The sequence below is a fragment of the Rhizobium sp. P44RR-XXIV genome, assembly GCF_001999485.2.
Classification (GTDB): domain Bacteria; phylum Pseudomonadota; class Alphaproteobacteria; order Rhizobiales; family Rhizobiaceae; genus Rhizobium.
Genome location: NZ_MPVZ02000021.1, coordinates 125,618 through 150,006, shown reverse-complemented (window position 1 = coordinate 150,006; position 24,389 = coordinate 125,618). Strand labels below are relative to the sequence as shown.

The 24,389-nt window shown below is 56.8% G+C and carries 24 protein-coding genes; 15 read left to right on the top strand and 9 right to left on the bottom strand.

The features are described 5' to 3' along the window. Window positions 1-550, top strand: a 550-nt coding sequence (locus BSK43_RS01915; RefSeq protein ID WP_136686655.1) for a response regulator, incomplete at its 5' end; no start/stop codon positions are given. A gap of 185 nt (window positions 551-735) precedes the next feature. Continuing rightward, the gene (locus BSK43_RS01910; RefSeq protein WP_077472830.1) at window positions 736-936 is read left to right on the top strand and encodes a hypothetical protein; all 201 of its coding nucleotides are present in this window, start codon (window positions 736-738) and stop codon (window positions 934-936) included. Between the two features lie 43 nt (window positions 937-979). Here the strand turns inward: BSK43_RS01910 and BSK43_RS01905 are convergent, their stop codons facing one another. The 5 genes from BSK43_RS01905 to BSK43_RS01885 form a co-directional block, all read right to left on the bottom strand. After that, window positions 980-1,495: a fasciclin domain-containing protein gene (locus BSK43_RS01905; protein ID WP_052228077.1), complete on the bottom strand. Its 516-nt coding sequence runs from the start codon at window positions 1,493-1,495 to the stop codon at window positions 980-982. Between the two features lie 330 nt (window positions 1,496-1,825). After that, window positions 1,826-2,389, bottom strand: a complete 564-nt coding sequence (locus BSK43_RS01900; RefSeq protein WP_343287084.1) for a cupin domain-containing protein — start codon at window positions 2,387-2,389, stop codon at window positions 1,826-1,828. Between the two features lie 761 nt (window positions 2,390-3,150). Continuing rightward, on the bottom strand, window positions 3,151-3,522 hold the full coding sequence (locus tag BSK43_RS01895; protein ID WP_047637028.1) for a response regulator: 372 nt from the start codon (window positions 3,520-3,522) through the stop codon (window positions 3,151-3,153). Window positions 3,523-3,616: 94 nt separating this feature from the next. Continuing rightward, window positions 3,617-4,534 carry a DUF6671 family protein gene (locus tag BSK43_RS01890; protein ID WP_077472829.1) on the bottom strand — a complete coding sequence of 306 codons (918 nt, stop codon included), beginning with the start codon at window positions 4,532-4,534 and terminating at the stop codon, window positions 3,617-3,619. Window positions 4,535-4,600: 66 nt separating this feature from the next. Continuing rightward, entirely contained in the window at window positions 4,601-5,530 is a 930-nt protein-coding gene (locus BSK43_RS01885) for a LysR family transcriptional regulator (RefSeq protein WP_052228075.1), read from the bottom strand. A gap of 123 nt (window positions 5,531-5,653) precedes the next feature. Between BSK43_RS01885 and BSK43_RS01880 the strand changes: the two genes are divergently transcribed. The 3 genes from BSK43_RS01880 to BSK43_RS01870 are packed head-to-tail and all read left to right on the top strand — an operon-like array spanning window position 5,654 to window position 9,980. Further along, complete coding sequence (locus BSK43_RS01880) at window positions 5,654-7,237, top strand: proton-conducting transporter membrane subunit (protein ID WP_047637035.1); 1,584 nt, start codon at window positions 5,654-5,656, stop codon at window positions 7,235-7,237. 4 nt (window positions 7,238-7,241) lie between these two features. After that, a complete protein-coding gene (locus BSK43_RS01875) occupies window positions 7,242-9,659 on the top strand; it encodes a DUF2309 domain-containing protein (RefSeq protein ID WP_120296781.1) in 2,418 nt (805 codons plus the stop codon). A gap of 27 nt (window positions 9,660-9,686) precedes the next feature. Next, entirely contained in the window at window positions 9,687-9,980 is a 294-nt protein-coding gene (locus BSK43_RS01870) for an EAL domain-containing protein (protein WP_077472828.1), read from the top strand. On the opposite strand, the gene BSK43_RS01865 is transcribed toward BSK43_RS01870, so the two are convergent. Then, the gene (locus BSK43_RS01865) at window positions 9,977-10,942 is read right to left on the bottom strand and encodes a LysR family transcriptional regulator (RefSeq protein ID WP_047637026.1); all 966 of its coding nucleotides are present in this window, start codon (window positions 10,940-10,942) and stop codon (window positions 9,977-9,979) included. The genes BSK43_RS01870 and BSK43_RS01865 overlap by 4 nt on opposite strands. 165 nt (window positions 10,943-11,107) lie before the next feature. On the opposite strand from BSK43_RS01865, the gene BSK43_RS01860 reads away from it, so the two are divergent. From BSK43_RS01860 to BSK43_RS01820, 9 genes are all read left to right on the top strand, one after another. Then, window positions 11,108-12,073 carry a CocE/NonD family hydrolase gene (locus BSK43_RS01860; RefSeq protein WP_047637025.1) on the top strand — a complete coding sequence of 322 codons (966 nt, stop codon included), beginning with the start codon at window positions 11,108-11,110 and terminating at the stop codon, window positions 12,071-12,073. A 2-nt stretch (window positions 12,074-12,075) separates the two neighbouring features. Continuing rightward, complete coding sequence (locus tag BSK43_RS01855) at window positions 12,076-12,576, top strand: ester cyclase (RefSeq protein WP_052228074.1); 501 nt, start codon at window positions 12,076-12,078, stop codon at window positions 12,574-12,576. Window positions 12,577-12,596: 20 nt separating this feature from the next. Beyond that, window positions 12,597-13,157: a class I SAM-dependent methyltransferase gene (locus BSK43_RS01850; RefSeq protein ID WP_158008787.1), complete on the top strand. Its 561-nt coding sequence runs from the start codon at window positions 12,597-12,599 to the stop codon at window positions 13,155-13,157. Next, on the top strand, window positions 13,158-14,027 hold the full coding sequence (locus BSK43_RS01845) for an NAD(P)H-binding protein (protein ID WP_047637021.1): 870 nt from the start codon (window positions 13,158-13,160) through the stop codon (window positions 14,025-14,027). Between the two features lie 143 nt (window positions 14,028-14,170). After that, a protein-coding gene (locus tag BSK43_RS01840; protein ID WP_136686651.1) for an IS3 family transposase occupies window positions 14,171-15,522 on the top strand; the annotation gives its coding sequence in 2 pieces (ribosomal slippage) (window positions 14,171-14,507 and window positions 14,507-15,522; 1,353 coding nt in all). Between the two features lie 75 nt (window positions 15,523-15,597). Beyond that, the gene (locus BSK43_RS01835) at window positions 15,598-15,876 is read left to right on the top strand and encodes a response regulator (protein WP_158008786.1); all 279 of its coding nucleotides are present in this window, start codon (window positions 15,598-15,600) and stop codon (window positions 15,874-15,876) included. A gap of 787 nt (window positions 15,877-16,663) precedes the next feature. Beyond that, window positions 16,664-17,011, top strand: a complete 348-nt coding sequence (locus BSK43_RS36105; RefSeq protein WP_343287086.1) for a DUF488 domain-containing protein — start codon at window positions 16,664-16,666, stop codon at window positions 17,009-17,011. Then, window positions 17,008-17,262, top strand: coding sequence for a DUF488 domain-containing protein (locus BSK43_RS36100; RefSeq protein ID WP_343287085.1), 255 nt, complete (start codon window positions 17,008-17,010; stop codon window positions 17,260-17,262). Before BSK43_RS36105 ends, BSK43_RS36100 begins: the two co-directional genes overlap by 4 nt. 146 nt (window positions 17,263-17,408) lie before the next feature. Continuing rightward, complete coding sequence (locus BSK43_RS01820; RefSeq protein ID WP_047637017.1) at window positions 17,409-18,164, top strand: ZIP family zinc transporter; 756 nt, start codon at window positions 17,409-17,411, stop codon at window positions 18,162-18,164. A gap of 32 nt (window positions 18,165-18,196) precedes the next feature. On the opposite strand, the gene BSK43_RS01815 is transcribed toward BSK43_RS01820, so the two are convergent. From BSK43_RS01815 to BSK43_RS01805, 3 genes are all read right to left on the bottom strand, one after another. After that, on the bottom strand, window positions 18,197-20,035 hold the full coding sequence (locus BSK43_RS01815; RefSeq protein ID WP_047637016.1) for a glycoside hydrolase family 15 protein: 1,839 nt from the start codon (window positions 20,033-20,035) through the stop codon (window positions 18,197-18,199). Window positions 20,036-20,038: 3 nt separating this feature from the next. After that, on the bottom strand, window positions 20,039-20,821 hold the full coding sequence (locus BSK43_RS01810; RefSeq protein WP_047637013.1) for a glucose 1-dehydrogenase: 783 nt from the start codon (window positions 20,819-20,821) through the stop codon (window positions 20,039-20,041). Window positions 20,822-21,384: 563 nt separating this feature from the next. Next, window positions 21,385-22,941: an ISL3 family transposase gene (locus BSK43_RS01805; protein ID WP_077473006.1), complete on the bottom strand. Its 1,557-nt coding sequence runs from the start codon at window positions 22,939-22,941 to the stop codon at window positions 21,385-21,387. Window positions 22,942-23,666: 725 nt separating this feature from the next. Between BSK43_RS01805 and BSK43_RS01790 the strand changes: the two genes are divergently transcribed. After that, a complete protein-coding gene (locus BSK43_RS01790) occupies window positions 23,667-24,266 on the top strand; it encodes an IS3 family transposase (protein WP_047637296.1) in 600 nt (199 codons plus the stop codon). The last annotated feature ends 123 nt before the right edge of the window (window positions 24,267-24,389 follow it).

Here is a 24,389-nt window from a genome sequence, read left to right as displayed (position 1 = left end):
ACATGTTGAAACTACGGAACTGACAAGTCTGAACGCACTCTTGGTAGACGACGACCACGTTTTCGCGCATCGACTTGGCAAGGCTCTACAAGAGCGTGGTTTGAATGTCGAAATCTGCACAACAATCGAGAGAGCGGGCGCCGTAATCAATCGCGGTTGCCTCGATATACTGATAACTGATCTGCGCATCGGCGACGACAGCGGTCTTGAACTCGTGAAGCTTTGCAAGGAAGTATCGCCCAACACCAAGTCGCTTGTGCTTACTGGATACGGCCACGTCGGCGCTGTTGTATCCGCGGTGAAACTTGGTGCGACCGAGTTCTTAAGCAAACCCGCGGATGTGGATGAGATTTTAGAGGTGCTTGGAGTTTACCCTCAACTGAGCCAAACGGAGGCGCCATGCCTAAAGTCCGCAGAACGGGTCCGCTGGGAACACATCAACAGCGTGTTTACTGACACCGGGAACAACATGTCGTTGACGGCGCGGCTTTTGCGTCTGCATCGACGGACTTTGCAACGGCTGCTATCCCGCGGTCCACCAAAGGAATGATTGCTGACCCTATAAATCTCCTTCAGATTTGATCCAAGGATCGAGCATTCCGTAACAAGGCAGTTCCATTGCAAAGCCCCACAGCGATGGAACCGGCTCCGTACCCCAGGAGCTGACGCGGATCGATATCGGGTCCGCGTGGGCCGGCGGCCATTCCGCCGGCCCTTTCTGGAAAGAGGTTATCAATGAACTATGAAGACGGAATGACTGTATTTTATGATCCAGTCTCAAAGACCGTGATCGTCGCTTTCCGTGGAAAAACCACGATATTGAAAGGGCCTTTTGAAAGTCTCCGCGCTGGCGTTGCTGCCGGTGAAGATTTATGCGCAGAGCTCGGCTGGCGTTCGAACACAAGTGATGCAGAAAAAAGTGATGACGTAACTTAATTTGAAAGATTGCCGGGCCGATAACTCGGCGCGGCGCTTCCCGTCACATCTTGGGAAGGAGAACTTTATCGACGACGTGGATAACGCCGTTCGACTGCTTGACGTCAGCGATCGTCACGGTAGCAGTTCCTCCCGCCTCGTCGGTGAGCGTGATCTTGCCCATGTTTTCCTTGGCCTTCAAAACACAGCCACCGACGGTCTTGATGTCATGTTCGCCGCCATCATTCTTGATCATCCCGGCGAGGGTGCTGGCCATCGCATCAGCTGCGACCACGTGGCAAGTCAGAATTTTCGTGAGCTTGTCCTTGTTTTCGGGCTTGAGAAGCCTCTCGACGGTCCCTTTGGGAAGCGCATCAAAGGCGTTGTTGGTCGGAGCGAACACGGCAAACGGCCCCTTCCCTTCAAGCGTCGACACCAGGCCTGCAGCCTTGACGGCAGCGACGAGCGTCGTGTGATCCTTCGAATTCACGGCGTTTTCGATGATGTTCTTGTCCTCGAACATCGCGGCGCCACCGACCTTAGGGTTGGCGGCATACGCAGCCAAGCTGCCCGTCATCATGCTGACCAACGCGACTGCCGAAACTACTAGAAAAACTTCATAATCATCTCCTCTCAATGCCTGCCTCTTGGCTCGGTAGGGCATTCTACGAATGACAGCCGCTCCGGTTCAAAAATCTAAGAAAAATCGTGCAAAAAGCTTGTGAGCACGTTCGCGATTTTGGATCGATAATACTGAGCGTTAGATCCCGAGGATTGGCTGTATCAACCGCAAAAACCTGCTCTTGAATCGTAGCGGCGCCTCGGTAACGGCAAGACAAATGCAGTCTTTGCCCGCATCAGCCTTTGGTTGATGCATCAAGCTGTCGTCACCCATCTCGACATCACCTCGCTAAAATGTCGAAACCTCGTCGCTGAAGCTTCCTTCAAGCACCAGCTTTAATTCCACGCCACGGTGAGAATGCTCCGGGACCGGCTGACCGGCAGGAATCTTGAGCAGTCGCACTGTCGTTGTTTCGTCGCCGGTCGGTATCAGCATTTGGGCAGCGCCGCGCCCGAGCTGGCGCCACCTTAGGCCGCCGGCTGCGTCGATATAGCTCCTCAATGGTTCCGCGTATGTCTGATCCGTGGCAGACCGCTTTTTGACTGGCACAACGTTGTCGATCTGGCCCGCATCGATTTTCGCTTTCAGGCTTTCCCAGCTTTGCGAGAGGTCGGCTTCATCAACGGTTTCATTCTCAATGAAGTAACCGCCAACACTTTCGCCGGCGCGACCGTTGAGTGCGCTACGCCAAAGCGTTCCCGCCATGAACGAGGCGATAATTGCTCCATAAGCTAGGAATGCGCGCTGCGCTTCAAATTGCGGGGCGATAAATGAAGCGAGTATGAGCAACCAAAACGGTAACGTTCCCAAATACGTCAAGACAATTTTCAGTACACGCTGCTTTTTGCTCATCCTACTGACCCAATATGCTGTTAGGGGCCCTAGCCAGCACCAGCGCGCTAACATGGGCCGCCGCCTTCACTGCGAGCATCGGGTTGAGTTGCGCCAGCTTTGAAGCGTCACTAACGCACGAGATCTCAGCAGCACTTCTCACCGGATTGCTGCGCCACTCGGCCTGCCCGATCATTGCCGCTGCAGGACGGCGGGTATTGCACACCGCGACTATATTGGTTCGAACGCCACCCTCGCCTACCGAGCGACAGCCATTAAAGCGAATTACAAGATCAGTGCTATCGATTGCACCCACTTTGCCGCGCGAAAATAAGCCGTTTCCAACTGTCAAGATTGTTCGCGCCTTTTCATCGCTCCGAGAATACAAGCGCGTTTACGAGGTCATCGCGAAACAGATCAAAAAGTGGGGATCTGATCTGCCGGAAATTTGATCCGGCCGCTGTCATTATGCACTCCATGCTGACAACCGGAGAGTTCTTCGATCAGACTGCGGGCGTTGCGTCATAATTTCCGATAGCGTTCAATAGCTGAACGCTTGAAGCGTTTTTGCCAGGACGTGAAACGGGCGATTCCGTTGATGGCGTTGCATCACTGTATAAGCTGAACGGCGTTGTCCACAGTGAATGCTCGTGCCGCGTAGCTCCAACATGCGACGCCTGATATAGACCGCGAACACCAACATGCACCCGGCAGCGATCTTCAAAAAAACTCATCCTGACGCCAGTCTCCGATTAGACGACTTCATCATCTCTCGGCCCAGATCAAAACCTCTCATTTATGAGCTGTGAAATAGCCGTCAAAATTTGTACATCGGCGAAGGGCTTTACGATCATCAAGCTGTTCGGAACGCCGTTGGCAGACCACTCGGAACTGCTGTCGCCAGTCATGTAAACAATAGGCATGTCGGGCACGAGTTCCCTGGCTCTGTGGGCGACATCCCAGCCACTCGGACCAGTATGTCTAATATCCGTGAGAACACCGTTGAAACGCTCCGCGCCCTTGTTGAGTTCTTCCATTGCTCGCGCACCGCTGTTGGTAACGACCACCTGAAAGCCACCATCAATCAAAGCCTCCTCCAGAACGATATGCAGCACGACCTCATCTTCAACAAGAAGCAAAAGAATTTCGGACATAAGATTTCCTTATGGCGAGAGTGGACGGTCGGGGCAATCAAAGGGCATGGCCCTCGCATCGCTCTCAGAAGCGTAAGATGTCTCTGCACGGTGACTAAGGGTTGCAGGAAGGACAGAACGTCGGATCCGCTTCCGCGCCGATTGATCGTTCAACAAGCTGCTCGGCATGGCAGGCCACGCAACTCATGACATCGTGGGACGGCAGTTGCGTTTGGCAGCCACAAGCACTGCAGCAAAGTTCGTCTCTGGTTCCCACCCAGCCCCACCCCGGATGATTGCACACCGGACACAGGGTCGTAAGTCGCTTCGCAAAACGTTCGCCGAGTTTAGCGATGACAACCATACGTCGCGGGTTCATGAACGCCCGCATATCAGTCTGGAGGCGAGCTTGCGCAGTTGGCGACAGAGAGATCGCGCGCCTCGTCGCATCGAGCAACGTCGACTGGTCTCGTATGCCTTTAGCTAGGATGAGTTCTGCGCCAATCGCGCTTACAACAAGAGCCTGATCAGGAAAGTCGATGGCTCGAAGAAAGTCCTCTGCATCAGCGATTTCTTTTATATCCCGATGGGCGAAACTGGGAGTTTCGTCGATCATCATATCGATAATATCAAGGCCTGAGCGCGTATCATGCCACACAAGAAGTTCACGACCTGCCGGAATAAATGGGACAAACGGATGTGGGCCGTAAGATCCCTCACTTCCAATACCAATGGTCAGGCCGGTCAACTGCGCAGCGGCTCTTGCCTTTGCTCTGGCGGCATCCAGCATGGTGCCCTGTCTTTTCGTTTCGCCAGTGAATGTGCCAAAAGCATCTGTATCCAAGTCGTTCGGGACGACGAGATCAACGCCGATATTGGCAAAGGATGGCAATAGGGCAGCAGCTTTTCCATGCATCGTTCCGAGCGCTGCTTGGGACGCGAGGGATGAACAGATTGGCGACGTGAGCTTAGACGCGGCATCAACTTCTCTCGCTCGATAATTTTCTGTCTGGAACAAACCCAGAGATTTCATTTAGCCCGCTCCAACCAACTTGAATGGTGACTTTTCTAGCGCGCAAAATTCTTTGTTAAAAATACATTATATCGGCGATAATGTTCTCTTTTGTAGAACGCTCTCGCTCGCTGCAAAGCTTGCACCTTTTGAGTTGATGAGCTGCGATATCAGAGGGTTCGGGAAACGACGTTTCACGGTCACTGCGTAAAAAGACTCGATCAGTCCGGGCAACGCATCGAATTCGATCAGCGTGCCGACCTCCAGTTCTCCTTTGACGACAATCGGCGGAAGAACCGCAAGACCAGCTCCTTCGCGGGCTAAAAGACGCATCATCGCCATGTCGTCCACTTCTGCTGCAATCTGCGGCGTGATGCCGAGTCGTGAGACGAGTGCCTCGAACTGCGAGCGTACGCCGCTTTCCAGCGTCGGGAGGATAACGGGGTATTCCCTGAGAAGTTCCGCAAGGCCTGCGTCAGGTTTTCCGTAGGACGGTTTGCCGATCAAGCTTACCCGTTGCTGGTAGAGCTGCTGGGCGATGAAGGGTGTTACAGAATCCGTTCTTGGCGCCTGGTTCAAGAGGACGATGTCAAGGTTTAGTGCTTCGAGCGCGCCCAGCAACTCGCTAGTGCTGCCGGAACGCAAGATCATATCGACATCCGAGCGCCCGAGGATGGGGCGCAGGAACTCCATCTGGAAGTTGCGCGACAGCGTCGCGAGCGCGCCGATGCGAATTGCGCGGCGGATCCTGCCGGTTTCCTTCAATGTCTCGACCAATTCCTCGCCGGCCGCGAAGATCGTGTCGGCATGGTCGAGCGCGATGCGACCTGCCTCGGTCACATAGAGTTGTCGGCCACGACGTTCGAACAGTGCGTGGCCGAGGCGCTCTTCCAATTGCTTTATCTGGGTCGACAGCGCTGATTGCGACAGGTTCAGCCGTTCGGCGGTGCGAGTCAGGTTGCCGTCATGAGCGACGGCACGAAAATAGCGGAGATGATGATAATTGAGCTCAAGCATACTTCTATTTTATAGAACGAAATTGCAGAAACAATGAATTTTTATCAGCGGCACACAGCTGATAACACCTCCGTCAGATCGACGCCGCTTTCCAAAAATGTCGGCCCCAACTGGAGATCGCTCATGATTGTTAGTCTGCCGCTGATAGCGCCGATGCTTCTCGCCGTTGCGTCCGTGTATTGTTTCCTGGCACCGGGCCTTCGTCCCCGCGTTGCAATTTGCATTGCAGAGCTGTCGGCCATCGGCTCCTTCGGAGTTGCTGTCTTGTCCTGCATTGTTTTGGCTCTGCACGGCCCAGAAACCAGCCCGCCGATCGGCTTCAGCTACTTCACGTTCGCATCCCGGCTCGATCTCGTCAGTCTAGTGATGCTTCTGCTCGTCTCCTTCATCGGCTGGGTCGTACTGCGTTACGCCGGTACCTTCCTCGACGGGGAGGCACGACAAGGTCCATTCACTGGCTGGATGACCGCGACGCTCGCTGCCGTTCTTTTCCTCGTGCAATCCGGCACGCTGATGCAGCTTGTTGTCGGTTGGGTAGCTTCTAGCCTGTTTTTGCACCAACTCCTGTTATTCTACCCGGAGCGAATCGCTGCCCAGCGAGCGGCCCGCAACAAGTTCATCGTTTCGCGGATGGGTGACCTTGCTCTGGTTGGCGCCATGGTGTTGCTCGTCGTCACCTTCGGAACCGCAGATATTGCGACGATCCTAACTGCTGCGCGGGAGGGCGAAGGTCTGCCATTGACCATAGGTGCTGCTGCGCTGCTCGCGATCGCCGCGCTTGTCAAATCCGCGCAATTTCCGACCCATGGCTGGCTGACGGAAGTGATGGAAACGCCAACCCCGGTCTCCGCGCTGCTGCATGCCGGTGTGGTCAACGGCGGCGGCTTCCTGCTCATCCGCTTTGCCGACGTCCTGCTGCAGGCACCGATCGTGCTTGCTGTACTGGTCATGGTCGGGGGCTTCACAGCAGTCTTCGGTAGTCTTGTCATGCTCACCCAGTCGGCGGTCAAAACTTCCCTTGCCTGGTCGACTGTCGCGCAGATGGGCTTCATGATCCTGCAATGCGGTCTGGCGCTGTTCCCGATCGCGCTTCTTCACATCGTGGCCCACTCGCTTTACAAGGCCCATGCTTTTCTATCGTCCGGCTCCGCGATTGAAACAGTCTCTTCGATCAGGCGTCCCGGCCCTGTCACAGTTCCCAGTGCTAAAGCTGTCGGTCGCGCTTTCTTGGCAGCACTCGCCATCTATGCTGTGATTGGGCTGCTCTTTGGTTTCGCAGGCAAGCCACCGCAGGCGCTGGCACTCGGTGCGATCCTGATATTCGGTGTCGCCTATCTCATCGCCCAAGGCCTTGCGGACGCGGCGCCGCGTGCTCTGACCTGGCGAACGTCACTGTACGCAATCGCAGCAGCCACGGCCTATTTCGCACTCCAGCGGATCGCCGACGACCTGATGCTCGGCACGCTGCCGGCAACACCGCAGCCCGGTCCGCTCGAGTGGACACTGATGCTGCTTGCCGTCGTCACCTTCGGCGTGGTGGCGGTGGCCCAGTCGCTGTTCCCGCTCTGGGCCTATCATCCGGCGGCGGCGGGCCTCAGGGTCCATCTCGCCAACGGGCTCTATATCAATGCCCTCTTCGACCGCCTGCTCGGCGGCTGGGCTCTCTCGCGTTCCGCCTCGCCAACCCCAGCTTTCGAGAAGGAGTAAACCGATGAACGAGATGACCACGATCGACACATTGCATGGCGAAGCCCTGGCGCTGGCTGCAGATCAAGCGGTGCGGGCCATCCCGCCAGCCTGGCCACTCACGGCGACGGTCGCCGTCAACCCTTTCCTCGGTCAGGTGACCGAAACGCTCGAACAGACGGCTGCCCAAATCGCTCGGATCGCCGGCGTGCGGCTTGCGCTGCCGCGCAAGCACTATGTGCAGAAGATCGAAAGCGGTGAGATCATCGACGAGGATCTCTTTGCAGCGCTCGAGTCATACCCGCTCTCCAATCGCATTGACCTCTTAGACCTTAAAGCCATGGTTTTCGAGGAAGCGCAACCGATCGCTGCTCTGCCCACCGTCGCCGAACTCGCAGCAAGTGCTACGGGGAAAGACTGGCCGGGGCTCATTTCCGACCGGATTGGGACCTTTGCTGCCGGTTTCTTCGATAAGGGCCAGGCACTCTGGGCCGCTTCCCGGCGCAACGGCCTCTATGCCGCGTGGCGTGCGTTCGCGACCCATGACCTGACGCCGGAAATCCTTGGCCTCAAGGGCTTTGGGCCGCATGTGGCGGACACGCCGGAAACGCCGCATGCGGCCATCGAGCGGGCGGCCGTTTCGCTTGGTCTCGGTGCGGAGCCCGGAACCTATTTCCACCAGCTGCTGCTCACACTCGGCGGCTGGGCGCAATTTGCGCGTCACATCCAGTTCAAGGCGGACATCGAGGGTCGGACGGATACGACGGGGCTCGAACTGCTGGCGATCCGGCTTGTCTTCGAAGAGGCGCTTTATGCGCGTCACAAGGCTGACATCGAGCGCGAGTGGCAGCAGGTACGGCGCACCCATGTAGAGCCTATCACCCCCGATTTTGACACCATCATCGATGGGTTGCTGCAGGTGGCTGCCGAGCGCGCAGCGCAGCGTAAGCTCGCTGTGACGCTTGCTGCACCCTCGACAATCAAGGTTGCCGATTTGCGGCCGGTTCTGCAGGCCGCCTTCTGCATCGACGTGCGCTCTGAAGTCTTCAGGCGCTCGCTCGAAAGTGTCGATCCGGGAATTCGGACGCTCGGTTTTGCCGGCTTCTTCGGTCTCGGCGCAAGCCACAAGGGTTTTGCCTCCGACGTCTCCGAACACCGTCTGCCGGTCCTGCTGAAGCCATCCGTCTTCAGCTGCAGTGCCGTCATTCACGATCAGGATGCCGACCAACAGGCGCGGTTTAGCGCCCGTGCGGTTCGGGCCTGGGGCCGGTTCAAGCTGGCCGCCGTTTCCTCCTTTGCTTTCGTCGAGGCGATGGGCCCCGTTTATGCCGGCAAGCTCGTGCGCGACGGTCTGGGCTTTGGCAATGGCAAAGGTCCGGATAAAGCTAAGTCCCGCTTTGCCCCCAGCCTCGACCTCGACACCCGGGCCGATATTGCTGAAACAGTACTCAAGGCCATGTCGCTCACCGAAGATTTTGGCCGCTTCGTACTGATCTCCGGGCATGGCGCCAACGTGGTCAATAATCCATACGCCAGCGCCTTCCATTGCGGTGCCTGCGGCGGCTATGCGGGCGACGTCAATGCCCGTCTGCTGGCTGACCTGCTGAACGATCGCGCGGTGCGCGAGCAGCTTGCAGCCAATGGCATCGCCGTCCCGTCAGACACCGTCTTCCTCGGCGGCCTGCATGACACGACGACCGATACGATTACACTGTTCGAGGACGACCTTGAGAACGCCATCGCGCCTGAAAATATCGGTCTGATCCGGCATTGGCTGGCCCAGGCAGGCAGCCTGACGCGGGCGGAGAGGTCGAGACGTTTGCCGCGAGGGACGGCAGGCAGCGTGATCGATCGCAGCCGGGACTGGTCAGAAGTTCGCCCGGAACTCGGTCTCGCGGGCTGCGGCGCCTTCATAGCTGCACCGCGTGCACGAACTGCGGGTCGGTCACTTGAAGGCAGGGCATTCCTGCATGACTATGTCTGGCGCAAGGACGAGGGCTTCAAGATCCTTGAGCTCATTCTCACGGCCCCCGTCGTCGTCGCGAGCTGGATCAGCCTGCAATATTTCGGCTCCACGGTCGCGCCGTCGCTCTTCGGGGCGGGCAACAAGCTGCTGCACAATGTCGTCGGCGGCATTGGAGTGGTCGAGGGCAATGGCGGAAACCTGCGCGCCGGCCTTCCTTGGCAGTCGGTGCATGACGGTGTGGATTTCGTCCACGAGCCACTTCGCCTGACCGTGGCCATCGAGGCACCGAAAGAGGCGATCACCGACATCCTCAAGCGACATCCGCAGGTTCGTGCCCTTTTCGACAATGGATGGCTTAGCCTCTTTACGCTCGACGACCAGGGGGAGATGGTCTGGCGGTATGCAGGCGGGCTCGACTGGCGAGACGAGTGTCAGCAGGACACTAAACATTACGCGCATGCGAATGCCATCGTCTGACTGTCCTGACGTCGATCAGCCAAGGGCGTGTTCTCGCCAGGAGATTTTATTCCGATCGCAGAAAAGCGCGGCATGATGTCCGATATCGGCCGATGGGTAATTGACAGGTCTTGTTGCCAGCTCAACCAGTGGCGCAACACGGGTTATGACTTTACCGGCCATCTAGCCGTGAACGTTGCAGCCGCGCAGTTGGAAAACGAGAAGGTTCTACAGCACATTCTGTCGTCAATGGAGCGGCACCAAATTGCGCCGGGTACGATTCAAGTTGAAATTACCGAAAGTAGCATGAAAAATGCGGGGCGAACGGCGCTTGCTACTTAACTGCGTGAGATTGCAATAAGCTGCTGACGAAGCCAAAGGGATCCCGCATCGCTTTGCGTTCTTGCGTGCCAGAGCATCTGATAGCCAAAGCCTTCGATTTCGAGCGGTGGCCGGAAGCTTATTAACCGGTGGGCTGATGCCAGCTCACGGGCTGCTCTTTCGGGAAACGTGAGGACGAAATCGGTTTTGGCAGTAATCACCGCTGCGGTTGCAAAATAAGGCAGCCACATGGCTATCCGGCGGGTTCGTCCGAGTGCAGCGAGCCGATCGTCCATTTCGCCTGTGCGACCGCCAAAAACGCTGACGAGAATGTGGGGGTAGTCAAGAAAAGCATCGAGATCTAATCGGCCGTTGTTGAGGCGATCTTGAAGCGAATGACCTTCTCGCACGAACGAAATATAAGTTTCCCCAAAGAGCCTCGCCCGCTGCAAATCGTCGGGCACCGGTTCATCGCTATAGAGAACGATATCCACATCGCCGTTGGAGGCGCGACGGAATGCCTCTTGAGAGAACGGCAGCACTTCAATGCCGGCGTTGGGCGCTTCTGCGGCAAACACAGTTGCTAGCGACGGCAAGAGTGCGATGGCGCCATAGTCAGTGGTGGCGATGCGAAAGATGCGATCGCTCGTTTTGGCAGAAAACTCCTGCGCGCCGAGCAGGTCGTCGATATCATGCAGTAATTTGGTAATCGAGTCCGCCAAGGCTTCCGCCCTTGGCGTCGCAAGTACCCCTCCTGCGCCCTTTATGAATAATTGATCCTCGAAAACAATACGAAGCCGGCCGATGGCTCGGCTAACTGCCGGCTGGCTCATGTTGAGCTTTTGGGCGGCAAGAGTGACGTTCCGCGTCTGCAGAACTGCCCGCAAAACGATGAGCAAGTTGAGGTCAAGACGACGTAATTCGCTTAATGACATAGTATATATCCGCATCATGCATTGGACAAATAATTCAATCTTCTCCATTTTTTGTCGAGTGTTTCAAGCGGAAAGTGAGGACGCATGCCAGATGATAGCACCCATAACGCCCTGCGGCGGAGGGTCTTGCAGGCGATGGCGGCTTTGCCTGTCGCGGCCTCGGGACCCCTTGCCCTCTTTCCGGTAAAAGCGAGAGCAGAAGGATCTTCGAGCATGACAAGCATTGCTTCCATGGCGTCCAGTGCGGGCGTCTACCAAACCGAGCGCGTCAGTTTTGAAAGCGCCGGAGTACCGCTGATTGGTCTCCTGTTTACGCCGACAGCCACGCAATCTCCGATGCCCGGCGTCGTTGTCGTTGGGCCATTCGGGTTCGTCAAAGAGCAATCGCCAATGGAATATGCGACGAGACTTGCCCGCGACGGCTTTGCCACGCTGATTTTTGATCCCCGTTTCGGCGGCGAAAGCGGTGGAGAACCTCGCCGTTATGAGAGTCCCACGGCAAAAATCGCGGACATCAAGTCCGCGATCTCTTTTCTCGCAGCACGCCCGGAAATTCTCAAGGATGGAGTCTTCGCGCTCGGAATCTGCCAAGGATCCTCGGAGATGATCGCAGCAGTTTCGGACGATGCTAGGATCAAAGCTCTAGCGACAGTTTCTGGCCAGTATCTCTACAGAGAGAATCTGGAAGGGTTCTTTGGCGGCGGCGGGCCGACACTTGACGAGCGCATCGCCCGTGGTCAGGCTGCGAAGGATAAATTCGAGGCAAATGGCGAGATCGACTACATGCCGGTGGTGAGTGTAGACGACAAGAGCGTGGGTCTACCGTGGCCCGAGATTCATAATTGGTATCATCCTTGGACGACATCGAAGTGGGGCGAACCCAGTCGCTGGGAAAATCGCTACACCACCATGAGCGACGCCGAGGTATGGACCTTCGATGTCGATGCCTATGCCGTCAAACTGCAGTTGCCGACGCTGATGGTCCACGGCGAACGATCAGACGGCTTTGTCGTAGCGGTACAGCACGTGTTCGATAATGTGCCGGCCAAAGACAAAAAACTCGTCATCCTCGAAGGGGTGTTTCACACCCGATTCTACGACGATCCGCTGGTAATCGAACCAACTGCGGCCGAAGTCGCGAAATGGTTCAAGTCCAATGCCAAGTCTGAGCGAGGTTGATTATGCGCAGGATTTCTATTGTGTGGGCGGTTTTTGCCTTCATCGTTGCGCCTGCTCACGCGGCCGAATTCTGTCAGAAACCGGGGACGCCGTTGGAGAACATCACCTTGGTGAAGGGCTTTTATGAAGCCTTCAACATTCCTTCGAAACCGATGCTCGATAGGGTTCTCGCAGATGATTGGGTTGATATACCGCTGGCGTCGGGCCAAGGTCCAGGCCGCGACGGTATGAAAGCTGCGCTCGACGGGTTCCTCGCATCCTTCCCGGATTTCCACGTCAAGAATGAAGACTTTATCGCCAATGGCGACAAGGTTGTCGTTCGGTCGACCATCACCGCAACGCAGCATGGTGTCTTCGCCGGTGTCCCCGCAACGGGGAAAGCCCTCAAAATCACGGCGATTGACATACACAAAATCTGCAACGGTCGGGTCTTAGAGACTTGGCACGTCGAAGATTGGCTTAGCGCCCTATTCCAGATTGGCGCGATGCCGCCGAAATTGTAACCAGACTAGTGGACGAGCCATTGGACCCCTACCAGAATATTCTCGATGCGACGGCGCGACACCGAAGTCATCATCATTGCAAGGCGTATCCTTTTGGAGACGGTGCCTCGCTGGGCGTCCTGGCAGCAGCCGCTGCCGCGCACCGGATCGTTGAATGCGGAACAGCACTTGGATACACCGCGTGCTGGCTCGCGAGAGGAAGCGCGGCGGCGCGCATCGATACAATCGATTTCGACGAGCAGCATGTTCGGTTGGCTCGCGAGAATATTGTCGCTGCCGGCTTCGGCGATCGGGTCACCGTGCACCATGGAGCCTTTGAGGATGTCCTGCCGCGTCTCGCCTCTGGGTATGACATTGCTTTCTTCGATGGTTTTGCTCCCTCACTTCAGGATTTGGACTTACTGGCTTCGTTGCTCCGCATCGGCGGAATTTTGATCAGCGCTAATCTTGGGCTTAGCGGCCGCGAAACTGCTGCGTATCGTGAGATGATCTGCGACCCTGAAAATTGGATGACGAGTTTGATGGCAGAGGGCGGACGAACTGCTGTCAGCGTCAAACTCAGGACTGGAAAGGGACCGTAGATGTACGTGATCACAGGGGCTAATGGACAGACCGGTTCCGCAGCAGTGCGTCATTTACTCAAAAAAGGCGCCCCAGTTAAGGCAATCGTGCGCAAGCCAGAGCAAGTGGCGCGTTGGACCGAAGCTGGCGCCGAGGTTGCTGTCGTCGATCTACTTGACACAGATGCGCTCGCTGAGGTGTTCCGTGGTGCAAATGGCGTCTATCTAATGAACCCACCCGCATACGGCGAATTGGACATCTTTGCGTACTCTGCGCGGGTACACGCATCGCTAATCGCTGCAGCTGAGAATGCTGCCATATCACATGTGGTTGCATTGTCATCGGTGGGTGCTCAGCACACCGATGGCACGGGCAATATCAAGACGACCCACGATCTGGAGCGTCGGCTAGCGCGATCCAAAGTCCCGGCTACAATCGTGCGCGCCGCGAATTTTATGGAGAATTGGAGTTGGTCGCTTAAGCGTGTTGCCTCGGAGGGGATTCTTACATCGATGTTCTCGCCTGTTTCGAGGCGCCTGCCAATGGTTTCCGTTGCGGACATTGGGAGAGTTGCAGGTGAACAGCTGCTGGCCAGTACTGAAGCGCCGCCGCTGATCGAACTTCATGGACCGACGGATTATTCGCCCAACGACGCCGCCGCCGGCCTTAGCGAGTTCGTCGGTCGTCCAGTCCAGGCCGTTGTAGTGCCAACTAATCAATGGGACGCCATCTTCAGCGAGACAGGGTTCTCACCGAACGCGGTTGAGGCCTTCTGTGAAATGTATCGCGGCTTTAACAACGGCCACGTCGCGTTTGAGGGCCGTGGCGTTACAATTCGGGGTGAGACGACACTTTTGGATGCGATACGCAACCTGCTAGATCGTAGCTAGGTGTCTCCAGAGGGGTATATTGCCATCAGGCGCAAAGCCTTAAACAAGGGACATTGTCCCGGATCAACGCCCATGAGACAGAACCGACTTAATTGAGAAGAGAGGATTTTCGGCTCATCGTAGCTCTATCAAAGGAAGCGAAGATGAGACAGAAATCCGGGCCGCAGACATCGACGGCCGAGAAGACGATCAAGGACATCCGCCGGGCCACGCGCAAGCACCATTCCGCGGAGGACAAAATCCGCATTGTGCTGGAAGGGCTGCGTGGCGAGGACAGCATTGCCGCGATCTGCCGCCGCGAGGGGATCGCCGAGAGCCTGTATTATAGCTGGTCGAAGGAATTCCTCGAAGCTGGTAAGAAGCGTCTTGCCGGAGACACCGCCCGTTCGGCCACCAGCGACGAGGTGAAAGCGCTGCGTCGTGAAAGCCGTGACCTGAAGGAGGCGCTGGCTGACCTCACCCTGGAAAACCGCCTGCTCAAAAAAAGCATGATCGCGGATGGGGGCGACGAAGAATGAGATATCCCGCCACCGAGAAGCTTGAGATCATCCGGATCGTGGAACAGTCGCATTTGTCCGCAAGGCAGACCCTCGAAAAGCTCGGCATTTCAAGGCCGACTTTCTACCGTTGGTATGACCGCTTCCAGACCCACGGCGTCGAGGGTCTGGAAGACCGGACATCCGCGCCGTCACGGGTCTGGAACCGTATCCCCGACGATATCCGGGATCGCATCGTCACCATGGCGCTCGATCATGCCGATCTGTCGCCACGCGAGCTGGCGGTGAAGTTCACCGATACGGAAAGCTATTTCGTATCAGAGGCTTCAGTCTACCGCCTGCTCAAGGCTCACGACCTGATCACCTCGCCTGCCTATATCGTCATCAAGGCCAACGACGAGTTCAAGGACAAGACCACTCGCCCAAACGAGATGTGGCAAACCGACTTCACCTACCTGAAGGTCATCGGCTGGGGATGGTTCTACCTGTCGACCATCCTCGACGATTATTCCCGCTACATCATCGCCTGGAAGCTGTGCACCAGCATGAAGGTGGACGACGTCACCGACACGCTCGACCTGGCACTGGCCGCCTCAGGCTGCGACAGGGTCAAGGTCGAACACCGGCCGCGCCTGCTGTCCGACAACGGCCCGTGTTACGTCGCTTCCGATCTCGGCGAATGGCTGGAGAAATACAAGATCGAGCAGGTCCACGGCGCTCCCGGCCATCCGCAGACCCAGGGCAAGATCGAACGCTGGCACCAGACGTTGAAGAACCGCATCCTGCTGGAAAACTACTTCTTCCAGGAGGACCTCGAAGCCCAGATCGCAGCCTTCGTCGAGCATTACAATCATCGCCGATACCATGAGAGCCTCGACAATCTTGCCCCAGCCGACGTCTACTTCGGGCGCGGCGCGACCATCCTGCTCGAACGCGAAAGGATCAAACGAGACACCATCAAACAGCGCCGCTTGAACCACCACGCCAAAGCGGCTTAAATCAACCCGCAAACCGAGCCGGAAACTCCACTCTTCCAAAGACCAAAAAGTCTCAAATCATTCGACGACGGACAGGTGATACTGAGTCAAAACCCCAGTTTAAAGCATGTTCTTTCGGATGTTATGATGCCCCAGATGTCTGGTCTTCAACTTGCTGACCAACTAAAAGCCGATCATCCCGATATTTCGATTGTCCTCATGACTGGCTACAGTGACGCCTTGGAGGGTGGCTTGCAGACGGAAACACCTGTTGTCAAAAAACCGTTTGCGGTAGAGGAGCTTGGCCCGGCCTTTGCTGCAGCAGAGAAGCTGAACAGCAGTGCAAAAAAGATTATACCGCTGCATCCAAACTAACGATGGTATATGTGGCATGGTGGAGGTCTGCGTCGAACGGTAGCCGACGCTATAGCAGCCTACAGATCGTCAGGCTGCGGGCATGCGGCGGCTTCGATGAGAGCGATGAACCGTGTCTGGAGGGACACGGACAGTCTCTGAAAGCGCTCAGCAGCCGGAACTCTAGCCCGCTCGCGGTATTGCCCTAACGGGAGGACTCTTTCCACTTCCTACTGCTTCCTGCTCGCCAAGACAATACTTTAGAGGCAGGCCAAACGGTTCCGCTACCCTTAACGAGGCGACTGCGCTCATCCTATTCGAGCCCTGTTCGTATTTCTGAACCTGCTGAAATAAAACACCAAGTCTCTCTGCCAAAGCGATCTGCGACCAACCCTGGTTCCCCCTTGCCGATTTGACAAGCGATCCGACGGATCGGTCGACATCCGTGCTCTTCCGTTTGCTGCGAACACTTTCCCTTTGTCCTGTAGTCAACTTTTCCGTCAATTGCAGCTGCCTGGCGCCCCCCGGCCGCAACATGCAGCAGGCTCGCACCGTATGCTGAGCAGCGCAAGTAGCAGACCATCAGGATGAAAACTGGCACCACAGTTGCGAGCGTTGAGGAGTTCGCTCACAGTCCTCCATATGCTGCAACTTCGAGTAACCGAGAGTTTTTCGCTGCGCCGCTCCTCCATAAGGTGCATTGAACCACAGTTGCTCATTCAGCGTTGAATGAAGGAGCGCGTCTGTGAAGTTCGGAAGCCGACTTAGAAAACACGAGGAAAGCGGATTAAGCAGCGCGAAGACGAACATGAGGAACACCATGACTGACCTATTGCCTGAACGTCTCCCGTTTTACACGATCGGGCACTCGAGCCGATCCTTACAAGAGTTCATCGATTTACTGAGCGGGCAACGGGTGGGATGCGTCGTCGATGTGCGCAAGATCCCGATGTCGCGGACAAATCCTCAGTTCAATTCGGATATTCTATCGGAAGCACTACTGCATCGCCAGATAGCGTATCGCCGATTGGACGCACTAGGCGGCCTCCGGTCGAAGGCGCATACGATACCTTTCGAGTTGAACGCCTCTGGAAGAACAGAAGCTTTCACAACTATGCTGACTATGCGCTCTCCCACACATTTCACGAAGGACTGAATGAGCTCGTCGAGGAAGGGGAACGCCGGGTATGCGCTATTATGTGCTCCGAGGCGGTGTGGTGGCGCTGCCATCGCCGCTTGATCGCGGATAATCTCCTTGCACGCGAAGAAACTGTATTCCACATCATGGGATCCCGCATCTATCCCGCAAGCTTGACTCCAGGAGCGCTGGTGCATCGCGATTACAGGGTAACATACCCCAAAACGACGTACGTTGTTGAAGATTTGGATTGTTCGTCTCAGCCGTGATGAGCGCATCCGCTTCGACGCAGTTCCTAAGACCAGTTTCTGCTTTTCGCGCGCCGGCTCTCGGCTTTGCATGATCAAAAGCGCGGAACCGATCGTCCTTGATCAAGTTCTTCGTTATCGCCTAAGTGAAGGGATTTAAGGTGCCAATGTATCTACAAGCCGGCCTGTGGGGTCTTGTGAGCGGATCGGCCCTCATCATAGGAGCGGTTGTTCCGTTTCTTGCTAGCCTGCCCCAGCGTATAATCGCCGCAGTCATGGCAATCGGTTCAGGAGTTTTAATCTCCGCTGTTGCTTTCGAGTTGATGGACGAGGCGTTTGCTCGCGGAGGATTCGATTCGACCGCCTTCGGTTTTCTACTCGGCGCGGCGATATACACAGCAGCGAACGTGTTTTTAAACCGACGTGGTGCCCGTCACCGAAAGCGCTCCGGGCATCACGAAGAACAAAAGCAGCAGAACGCCGTGGATGGTTCGGGCATGGCGATCGCGATCGGCGCACTCCTCGACGGCATCCCGGAGTCGGTGGTGATCGGTGTGAGCCTAATTGGCGCTTCCGGCGTGAGTTTGGTGACAGTAGCCGCAATTTTCCTGTCGAATGTTCCAGAAGCCCTGGCGAGCTCAGCTGGCATGCGTCGTGCCGGCAGATCCGCGATCTACATCTTCTGTGTATGGGGATGTATAGCTCTCGCCTCTGGATTAGCGGCCCTGGTCGGGAACGTAACTCTCGCGGGAGCAAGTCCAGACGTTATCGCTGGAACGACAGCTTTGGCCGCTGGCGCCATACTCGCAATGATAGCAGACACGATGATTCCAGAGGCCTTTGCGGAGACGCACGAGTATGCGGGATTGATCACCGTCGTCGGCTTCCTGTGCGCCTTTGTGCTATCAAAACTCGGAGGATGACGTGAGCCTCATCTGGGCAACCATCGACATCATTATTTTAGCAGGCCTTTCCGTCCGTTTGGCGCGGTCTTGTTTACCCGTTGCTTTGCCGGGCCTTCGATGCTCGCCAGGTTATGTGCAGTGTTAATCAGGCTTATGTGAGAAAACGCCTGGGGGAAGTTTCCGAGCAGGCGGCCACTACCAGGGTCATATTCTTCGGCGAGAAGGCCCAGATCATTGCGCAGTCCAAGCAGCCGGCGAAACATTTCGCGTGCATCCTCGTGGCGCTCGCCAAGAACATAGGCGTCAGCGAGCCAAAAGCTGCACGCCAAGAACGCCCCTTCCCTGCCGCCGACACCGTCATCCGTTTCGCCGGTTGAGTAGCGCGCGACCAGCCCCCCATTCACAAGCTCCCGCTCTACGGCATGGAGCGTGCCTACGATGCGTGGGTCGTCGGCCGGAAGAAAGCCAAGCTGCGCCATAAGAAGGAGGCTTGCGTCAAGCGTGTCGCCGCCAAAATACTGGACAAAACTGTTTTTGCCCGCGTGGAAGCCGTTATCGCAAATATCGTCGTGGATTCGTTGCCGCAGCTGGCGCCAGCTCGAAACCGGCCCTTCAAGGTGGTATTTGTCGTGGCTAATGACCGCGCGGTCTAAGGCAGCCCAGGCCATTGCTCTGGAGTGAGTGAATAGTCGTGGCGGGCCACGAACTTCCCAAATTCCCCTGTCTGGTTCTTGCCACGTCGCGCCGAGGTGGCAAAGCAGGACCTTCTCAAGTCGCCATGCCTCTTCCTGAGGCTCCAACTCGGCCTCACGCGCAGCGTGAAGAGTTTCAATCAGCTCGCCAAAAACGTCTGTCTGCACTTGATTGGCGGCGTCATTGCCTATTCTGACCGGCCTACTGCCCTCATAACCCGAAAGCCAGGGCACCTCAAACTCAGGAAGCCATCGCTCTCCGGCAAGCCCGTACATGATCTGCAATTGTTGGGGTGAACCTGCGATCGCACGTAGCAACCATTGGCGCCAATCTTGCGCCTCTTCGCGGTAGCCGGAATTCAGCAGTGCGTAAAGGGTCAGGGCCGAGTCCCGTAACCAGCAGTAGCGGTAGTCCCAGTTACGTTGCCCGCCGATTGCTTCCGGCAAGGAGGTCGTCGGCGCCGCTACGATACCGCCCGTCGGCGCGTAGATCAGCATCTTCAGCGTAATGAGAGAGCGAACAACCGCGTCACGAAGGCCAACCGGCAGATAATTTGATGTTCCACTTCTGACCCATTCGCGCCACCAGCCCTTGGTCTGGTCGAGAAGCTCTCGGCGGTCGGCGATGAAATGAGGCTGCTCTTTAGAAGGATGATATGACAGGGTCATAGGTATGCTGTCGCAGGCTTTTACCCGGAAAATCGCTGTAGTCTTGAGGTCCTGCCCCTTTAAAGGCAGATCCGTAACAAGTTCGACGGCATGTGGCCCAACGATAGCGCTTAGTCCGTAGTCCTTTCGTCTCACCCAAGGAACAGCCTGACCGTTCTCAAACCGTAGCGTGAGTTCCATCTCCATTTCGACAATGCCGGAAACGCCGGTGACTATCCTGATGACGTCGGGGGAGCGATCAAGTGAAGGAACAGGCATGAAATCTGTGACCGTGACTACGCCAGTCTCTGTTTCAAACCGGCTTTCCAATATGCCAGTATCATGGAGGTAGCAGCGGCTGCAGCCTGAAAGCGCTTGGCGGGGCGCCACCTTCCATCTTCCATTGTCTGGCGTTCCAAGCAAAGCGGCAAAACAAGCCGGGGAGTCGAAGCGCGGTAGGCACAACCAGTCTATCGATCCATCGCGTCCAACCAAAGCTGCGGACAGCATGTTTCCGATCAAGCCATAATCTTCTATGCGGAGCGCCACCTTCTACCCACCGTGTGAAAAGGAGGGATAGTCTGTCATGCCGCCATCGATGAAAATCGTCGTGCCGGTGATGTATGCGGCGACATCGGAGGCGAGAATGACGGCCATGTTCGCGATATCTTGTGGCTCTCCAATCCGCCCAAGCGGAATTTTCGTCAGCAGATCCTCGTACTTTGTCTCGTCTTGCCATACCGACCGATTGATCGGCGTGCGAATTGCGCCGGGGGCGATACAGAGTACACGAACCCCAAAAGGAGCTGCTTCCTGGGCGAGGGACTTCGATAACATTGAGATGCCAGCTTTACTGGCCGTATAGGCGCTATAGCCTGTCCACGCTATCGTCTCGTGAACGCTCGACACGTTGAGGACCACGCCAGACCTTTGTTTAATCATCCGCTTCAACGCTGCTCTCGAGCATCGATATGTGCCTTTCAGGTTGATGTCGATGACAGCGTCCCAATAGACAACATCGGCCTCCCATCCAAGAGCATAGCTCCCGTCGACGCCTGCGTTGTTGATCAAGATGTCTATGCCACCCCACTTATCGTCCAAGGTCGAGAAGATGCGCTCCACGTCTTCGGAGCTGCTGATGTCACCCTTCAACGCCAGAGACGCCGCGCCGTGCGCCGAGAGCTCCACCGCCATCCGCCGCGCTTCATCGGGATCAACTAGATAATTTATAGCGACCCTCGCGCGATTTGCCGCGAAGCCCCGCGCGATCGCTGCCCCTATTCCAGAGTTGCCTCCTGTTACGAGGACGCGCTTGTTCGATAAGTCAATTTCCATGGTCTGAGCTTCTAAAGTTTTGGTGACGCTTCTTAAACGTGGACATGGCAATCATGTTCCTGCGACAGAACCGCCGCGGTAGCTTTACCCTTGTTATTCCGACGCGCTAAGACGAGCGCCCAAACACGAGGTCTGGCAATATTTAAGGCTGACGCGATTGCTGTAATGTAATCGTAATCCACTCTCCTTTGGGGTCGAAAAGATGAACGGTAAAGCCGCTAGCTATGGAGTGGCCGATGATGACCCCGACCGCCGCAAAATACAGCCACGTTCGTAAAGTTATGAATTCTGACACGATGATTTATGCCCTGCGAGCATCGCCGCTTACCTCGTGAGCGGAAACCTTAAGGGGGCTAAGGTGGCGCCGAACGGGCGCGACTACGTTTTTAGGAAAGCAGAAGCTGGACATCCATGTCGGGCATTCGAGCGGCAAAACGCTTCGAACTCGCGTGCGGGAGCGGTGCGATGCCGCTCCTTGTGCCTAAGGTGTTGATTTGCGCTGAGAGTTGACCCGGGATTTGCACTGAGAAGTGGCTCTGACGCACATTTGCTGCTGTGCAGGTCTACGACGCACCGATCAACCGCGCCTGCAGGAGATCGAGTTTTGCTCTTCCGTACATCTGGCGCTTAATGAGCTTTAAGCGTGTGATCTGTCCTTCCGTTTGCCCATTTGACCACGGTGATATGATTGCATTCCTGACGGCGTCGAGGTCTTTTTCGACGCCGCCGGCAAACGATCCGACCAAGCTGTCCTTAGCGGCTTCCAACCACTCGTCGAGCTTCCGCGCTGTCTTCGAGCGGATCATGGACTGGAAATCACCAATGGCCGTACGGGCGACCACAAGGTCCGGGACGTTCACTTCGATCGCCGCCACCAGGATCGCTTCGGATTTTGCAAGGTCGTCGCGCGCGGTGGTCATGAGCCGTGCGATAACCCGTGCGGACGGCGTTCTGGCGAGCCCGCTCTGATTGGCCTTTTCCGCAAGACGTCGGCGTTGAGCCCATTGCGATACGACACCACTCTGTCCCACAAAGCCCTTCGTCTTCATCTCACGCCAGAGTGCCGAAGCGTTCCGTGCCCCTTCTTCCCAGCGGCTGTTGAGCCAAGGCGACCAGCTATCCAGAGAACTTGGCCGCGTTCGGAACACGTCGAGACGCTGCCCCCTTAAAATGTCGCGAACGAGCTTCCGGCTATGGCCGGTTTGCCGCACAATCTGCCGAATTGATGTTCCCTTTTTCGACAGCTCCCGAACCGCCTCGTTCGTTTCCTGGCGGCGTAGATACCCCTCATACTGCAGCTTCTCGGCGTAGGTCAGAAGCTTTGGATCAACGACACTGCTGCCGACCGCCTGCCTGATCTGTCGCATCGACTTGCCGACAGCGTCGAGGAAGGCCCGGCTGGAATTCTCCATTAGGTGCCAGCGATCAGCAACCTGCTCAGCATTGGGCAATGCCTTCGCAATAGCCTCACCATAGCCGCCGCCCCGATCGCGAGCGACGGTGGAGATCGACTGATGCCCGGCAAGCCACGCTCGAGACGTATCCAACGCTCGATCCTGTAGCAGGGTGACGGGCTTCCGCCGCTCCAGATCGCAGACGATCGTTCCATAGGTTTGGCCCCGCCGGAAAGCAAAATCATCAATGCCGATGACGGTGAGTTCATCATCCTGGTCGGCAACACGGCGGCGAACCACCCGCAGCAGTGTGTCATTGCTCACTGGTACCATCAGACGATTGGCAAAGGCCGCCGCCGGTCTGCCACCGAGCGCCAAACCAAGATGGTGAACAATGGTCTCCAGCCGCTGGGTGCGCCGACCGTAACGTGCGAGCACGCCACTATCGAACTGTTCGCAGAAGATACGCCGACCGCACAGAACGGCATCGCACCAGAACCGACGCGTCACGATCGCCAGCTCAACTCGACGACCGCCAAACGGCAGGTCAGCGGGCCGACGCAGATATCGGCTTTGAACTCGTCGGCTCTGTCGACCACAGGCTGGACACGTTCCGGAGAGGGCGCGCGATCGCAGCCGAACTTGCACACGCTCTTCGATAATCGTCACATCATCAACTGCAAAACCGGACGGAGCGAGGCTCGCCCGTTGAAATCGTTGCTGCATAGCTGATCCTCCGATGAACCAGCAGAAGCATCATCCTCAACAGCAGCAAATGTGAGTCAGAGCCAATTCTCAGTGATATTTTCCCGCAGTCTGGAATGAACCCCTCGGGCTGGACCACGGGACACGGAAGAACCGATACACTCTGCGGGCCTCAATCGGAGAAGGCTCATGAAGTCCCGAGGACCATATCGACGGCATTCGACGCCGTTCAAGTTGCAGCTTTGCCAGGATATCCGAAACGGCGTCATCGGACGGCGCGACGCACAGCGGACATATAGCGTTTCAGCAAACCTCATACAGCTATGGCTGACGCAGTTCGATCGCGGCGAACTGAACGATGAGGAGGCTGAAGCCAGCGTCATTGCTGAGTACGAGGCCCACATTGCGGCGCTCGAACGCAAGGTCGGCCAGCTCACCATGGAGCTGGACCTGGGTAAAAAACACCGCGCCAGCCGATCGCGGGCGACAGCGGGAGCTCCTCCATCGTCACCGGTCCTCGGCCTGCTCTGTCCGACGGGGGTGCAAAATGATCGATCTCCCGAGAAGCAGCTATTATTACCGATCAACTGCGAGAGCGTTGAACCTGGGGGATGCGGAACTCGTCGCCATCATCGAGGAGATCCAGGACGAGCTGCCCTGCTACGGATATCGACGCGTAACGCACGAGCTTCAGCGGCGAGGCCATCTGGTCAATCACAAGCGTGTCGCTCGCGTCATGCGGGCCAATGGCCCTGGGGATCAAGCCTCGCAAGCGGTATGTTCGCACGACAGATAGCAACCACGATTCGCCGATCTACCCGAACCTCTATCGCAATGTGATCCCGGCACGGCCAGACATGGTCTGGGTGGCTGACTTCACCTACATCCGCATCGCCGTCGGGTTCTGCTATTTGGCTGTCATTCTCGATGCTTGCAGCCGGAGAGTCGTGGGTTATGGCCTGTCAAAACGCCTGGATACGCCGCTGGCATTGGCAGCGTTGCATTCAGCGATGGAGAACCGAAAGCCTCCTCCCGGCTGCATTCATCATACGGACCGCGGGTGCCAATACGCGAGCGAGACCTATCGACGAGCGCTAGATGCGGCAGGTCTACAGGGTTCCATGAGTGCCGTCGGCAACCCTTATCACAATGCGCAGGCAGAAAGCTTCATGAAGACCCTGAAAGTCGAGGACATCTATCCCGCCGGCTACGAAACCTTTGCAGACGTCGCCGCGCGATTGCCCAGGTTCATCGAAGAAGTCTACAATGCCAAGCGGCTGCACTCGGCCCTTGGCTATCGATCGCCAGCAGAATTTGAAACCCAACTCGCCCAGCAGGCGGCTTAGTTTGAAGCGCCTCGCTGGTCCAGCCCGAGGGGTTCACTCCAGTCCCGGGTCAGCTCTCAGCGCAAATCAACAACTCGCATCGCTACCCAGTTTCTAACGTGACGTTGATCACCACGCAGCAAC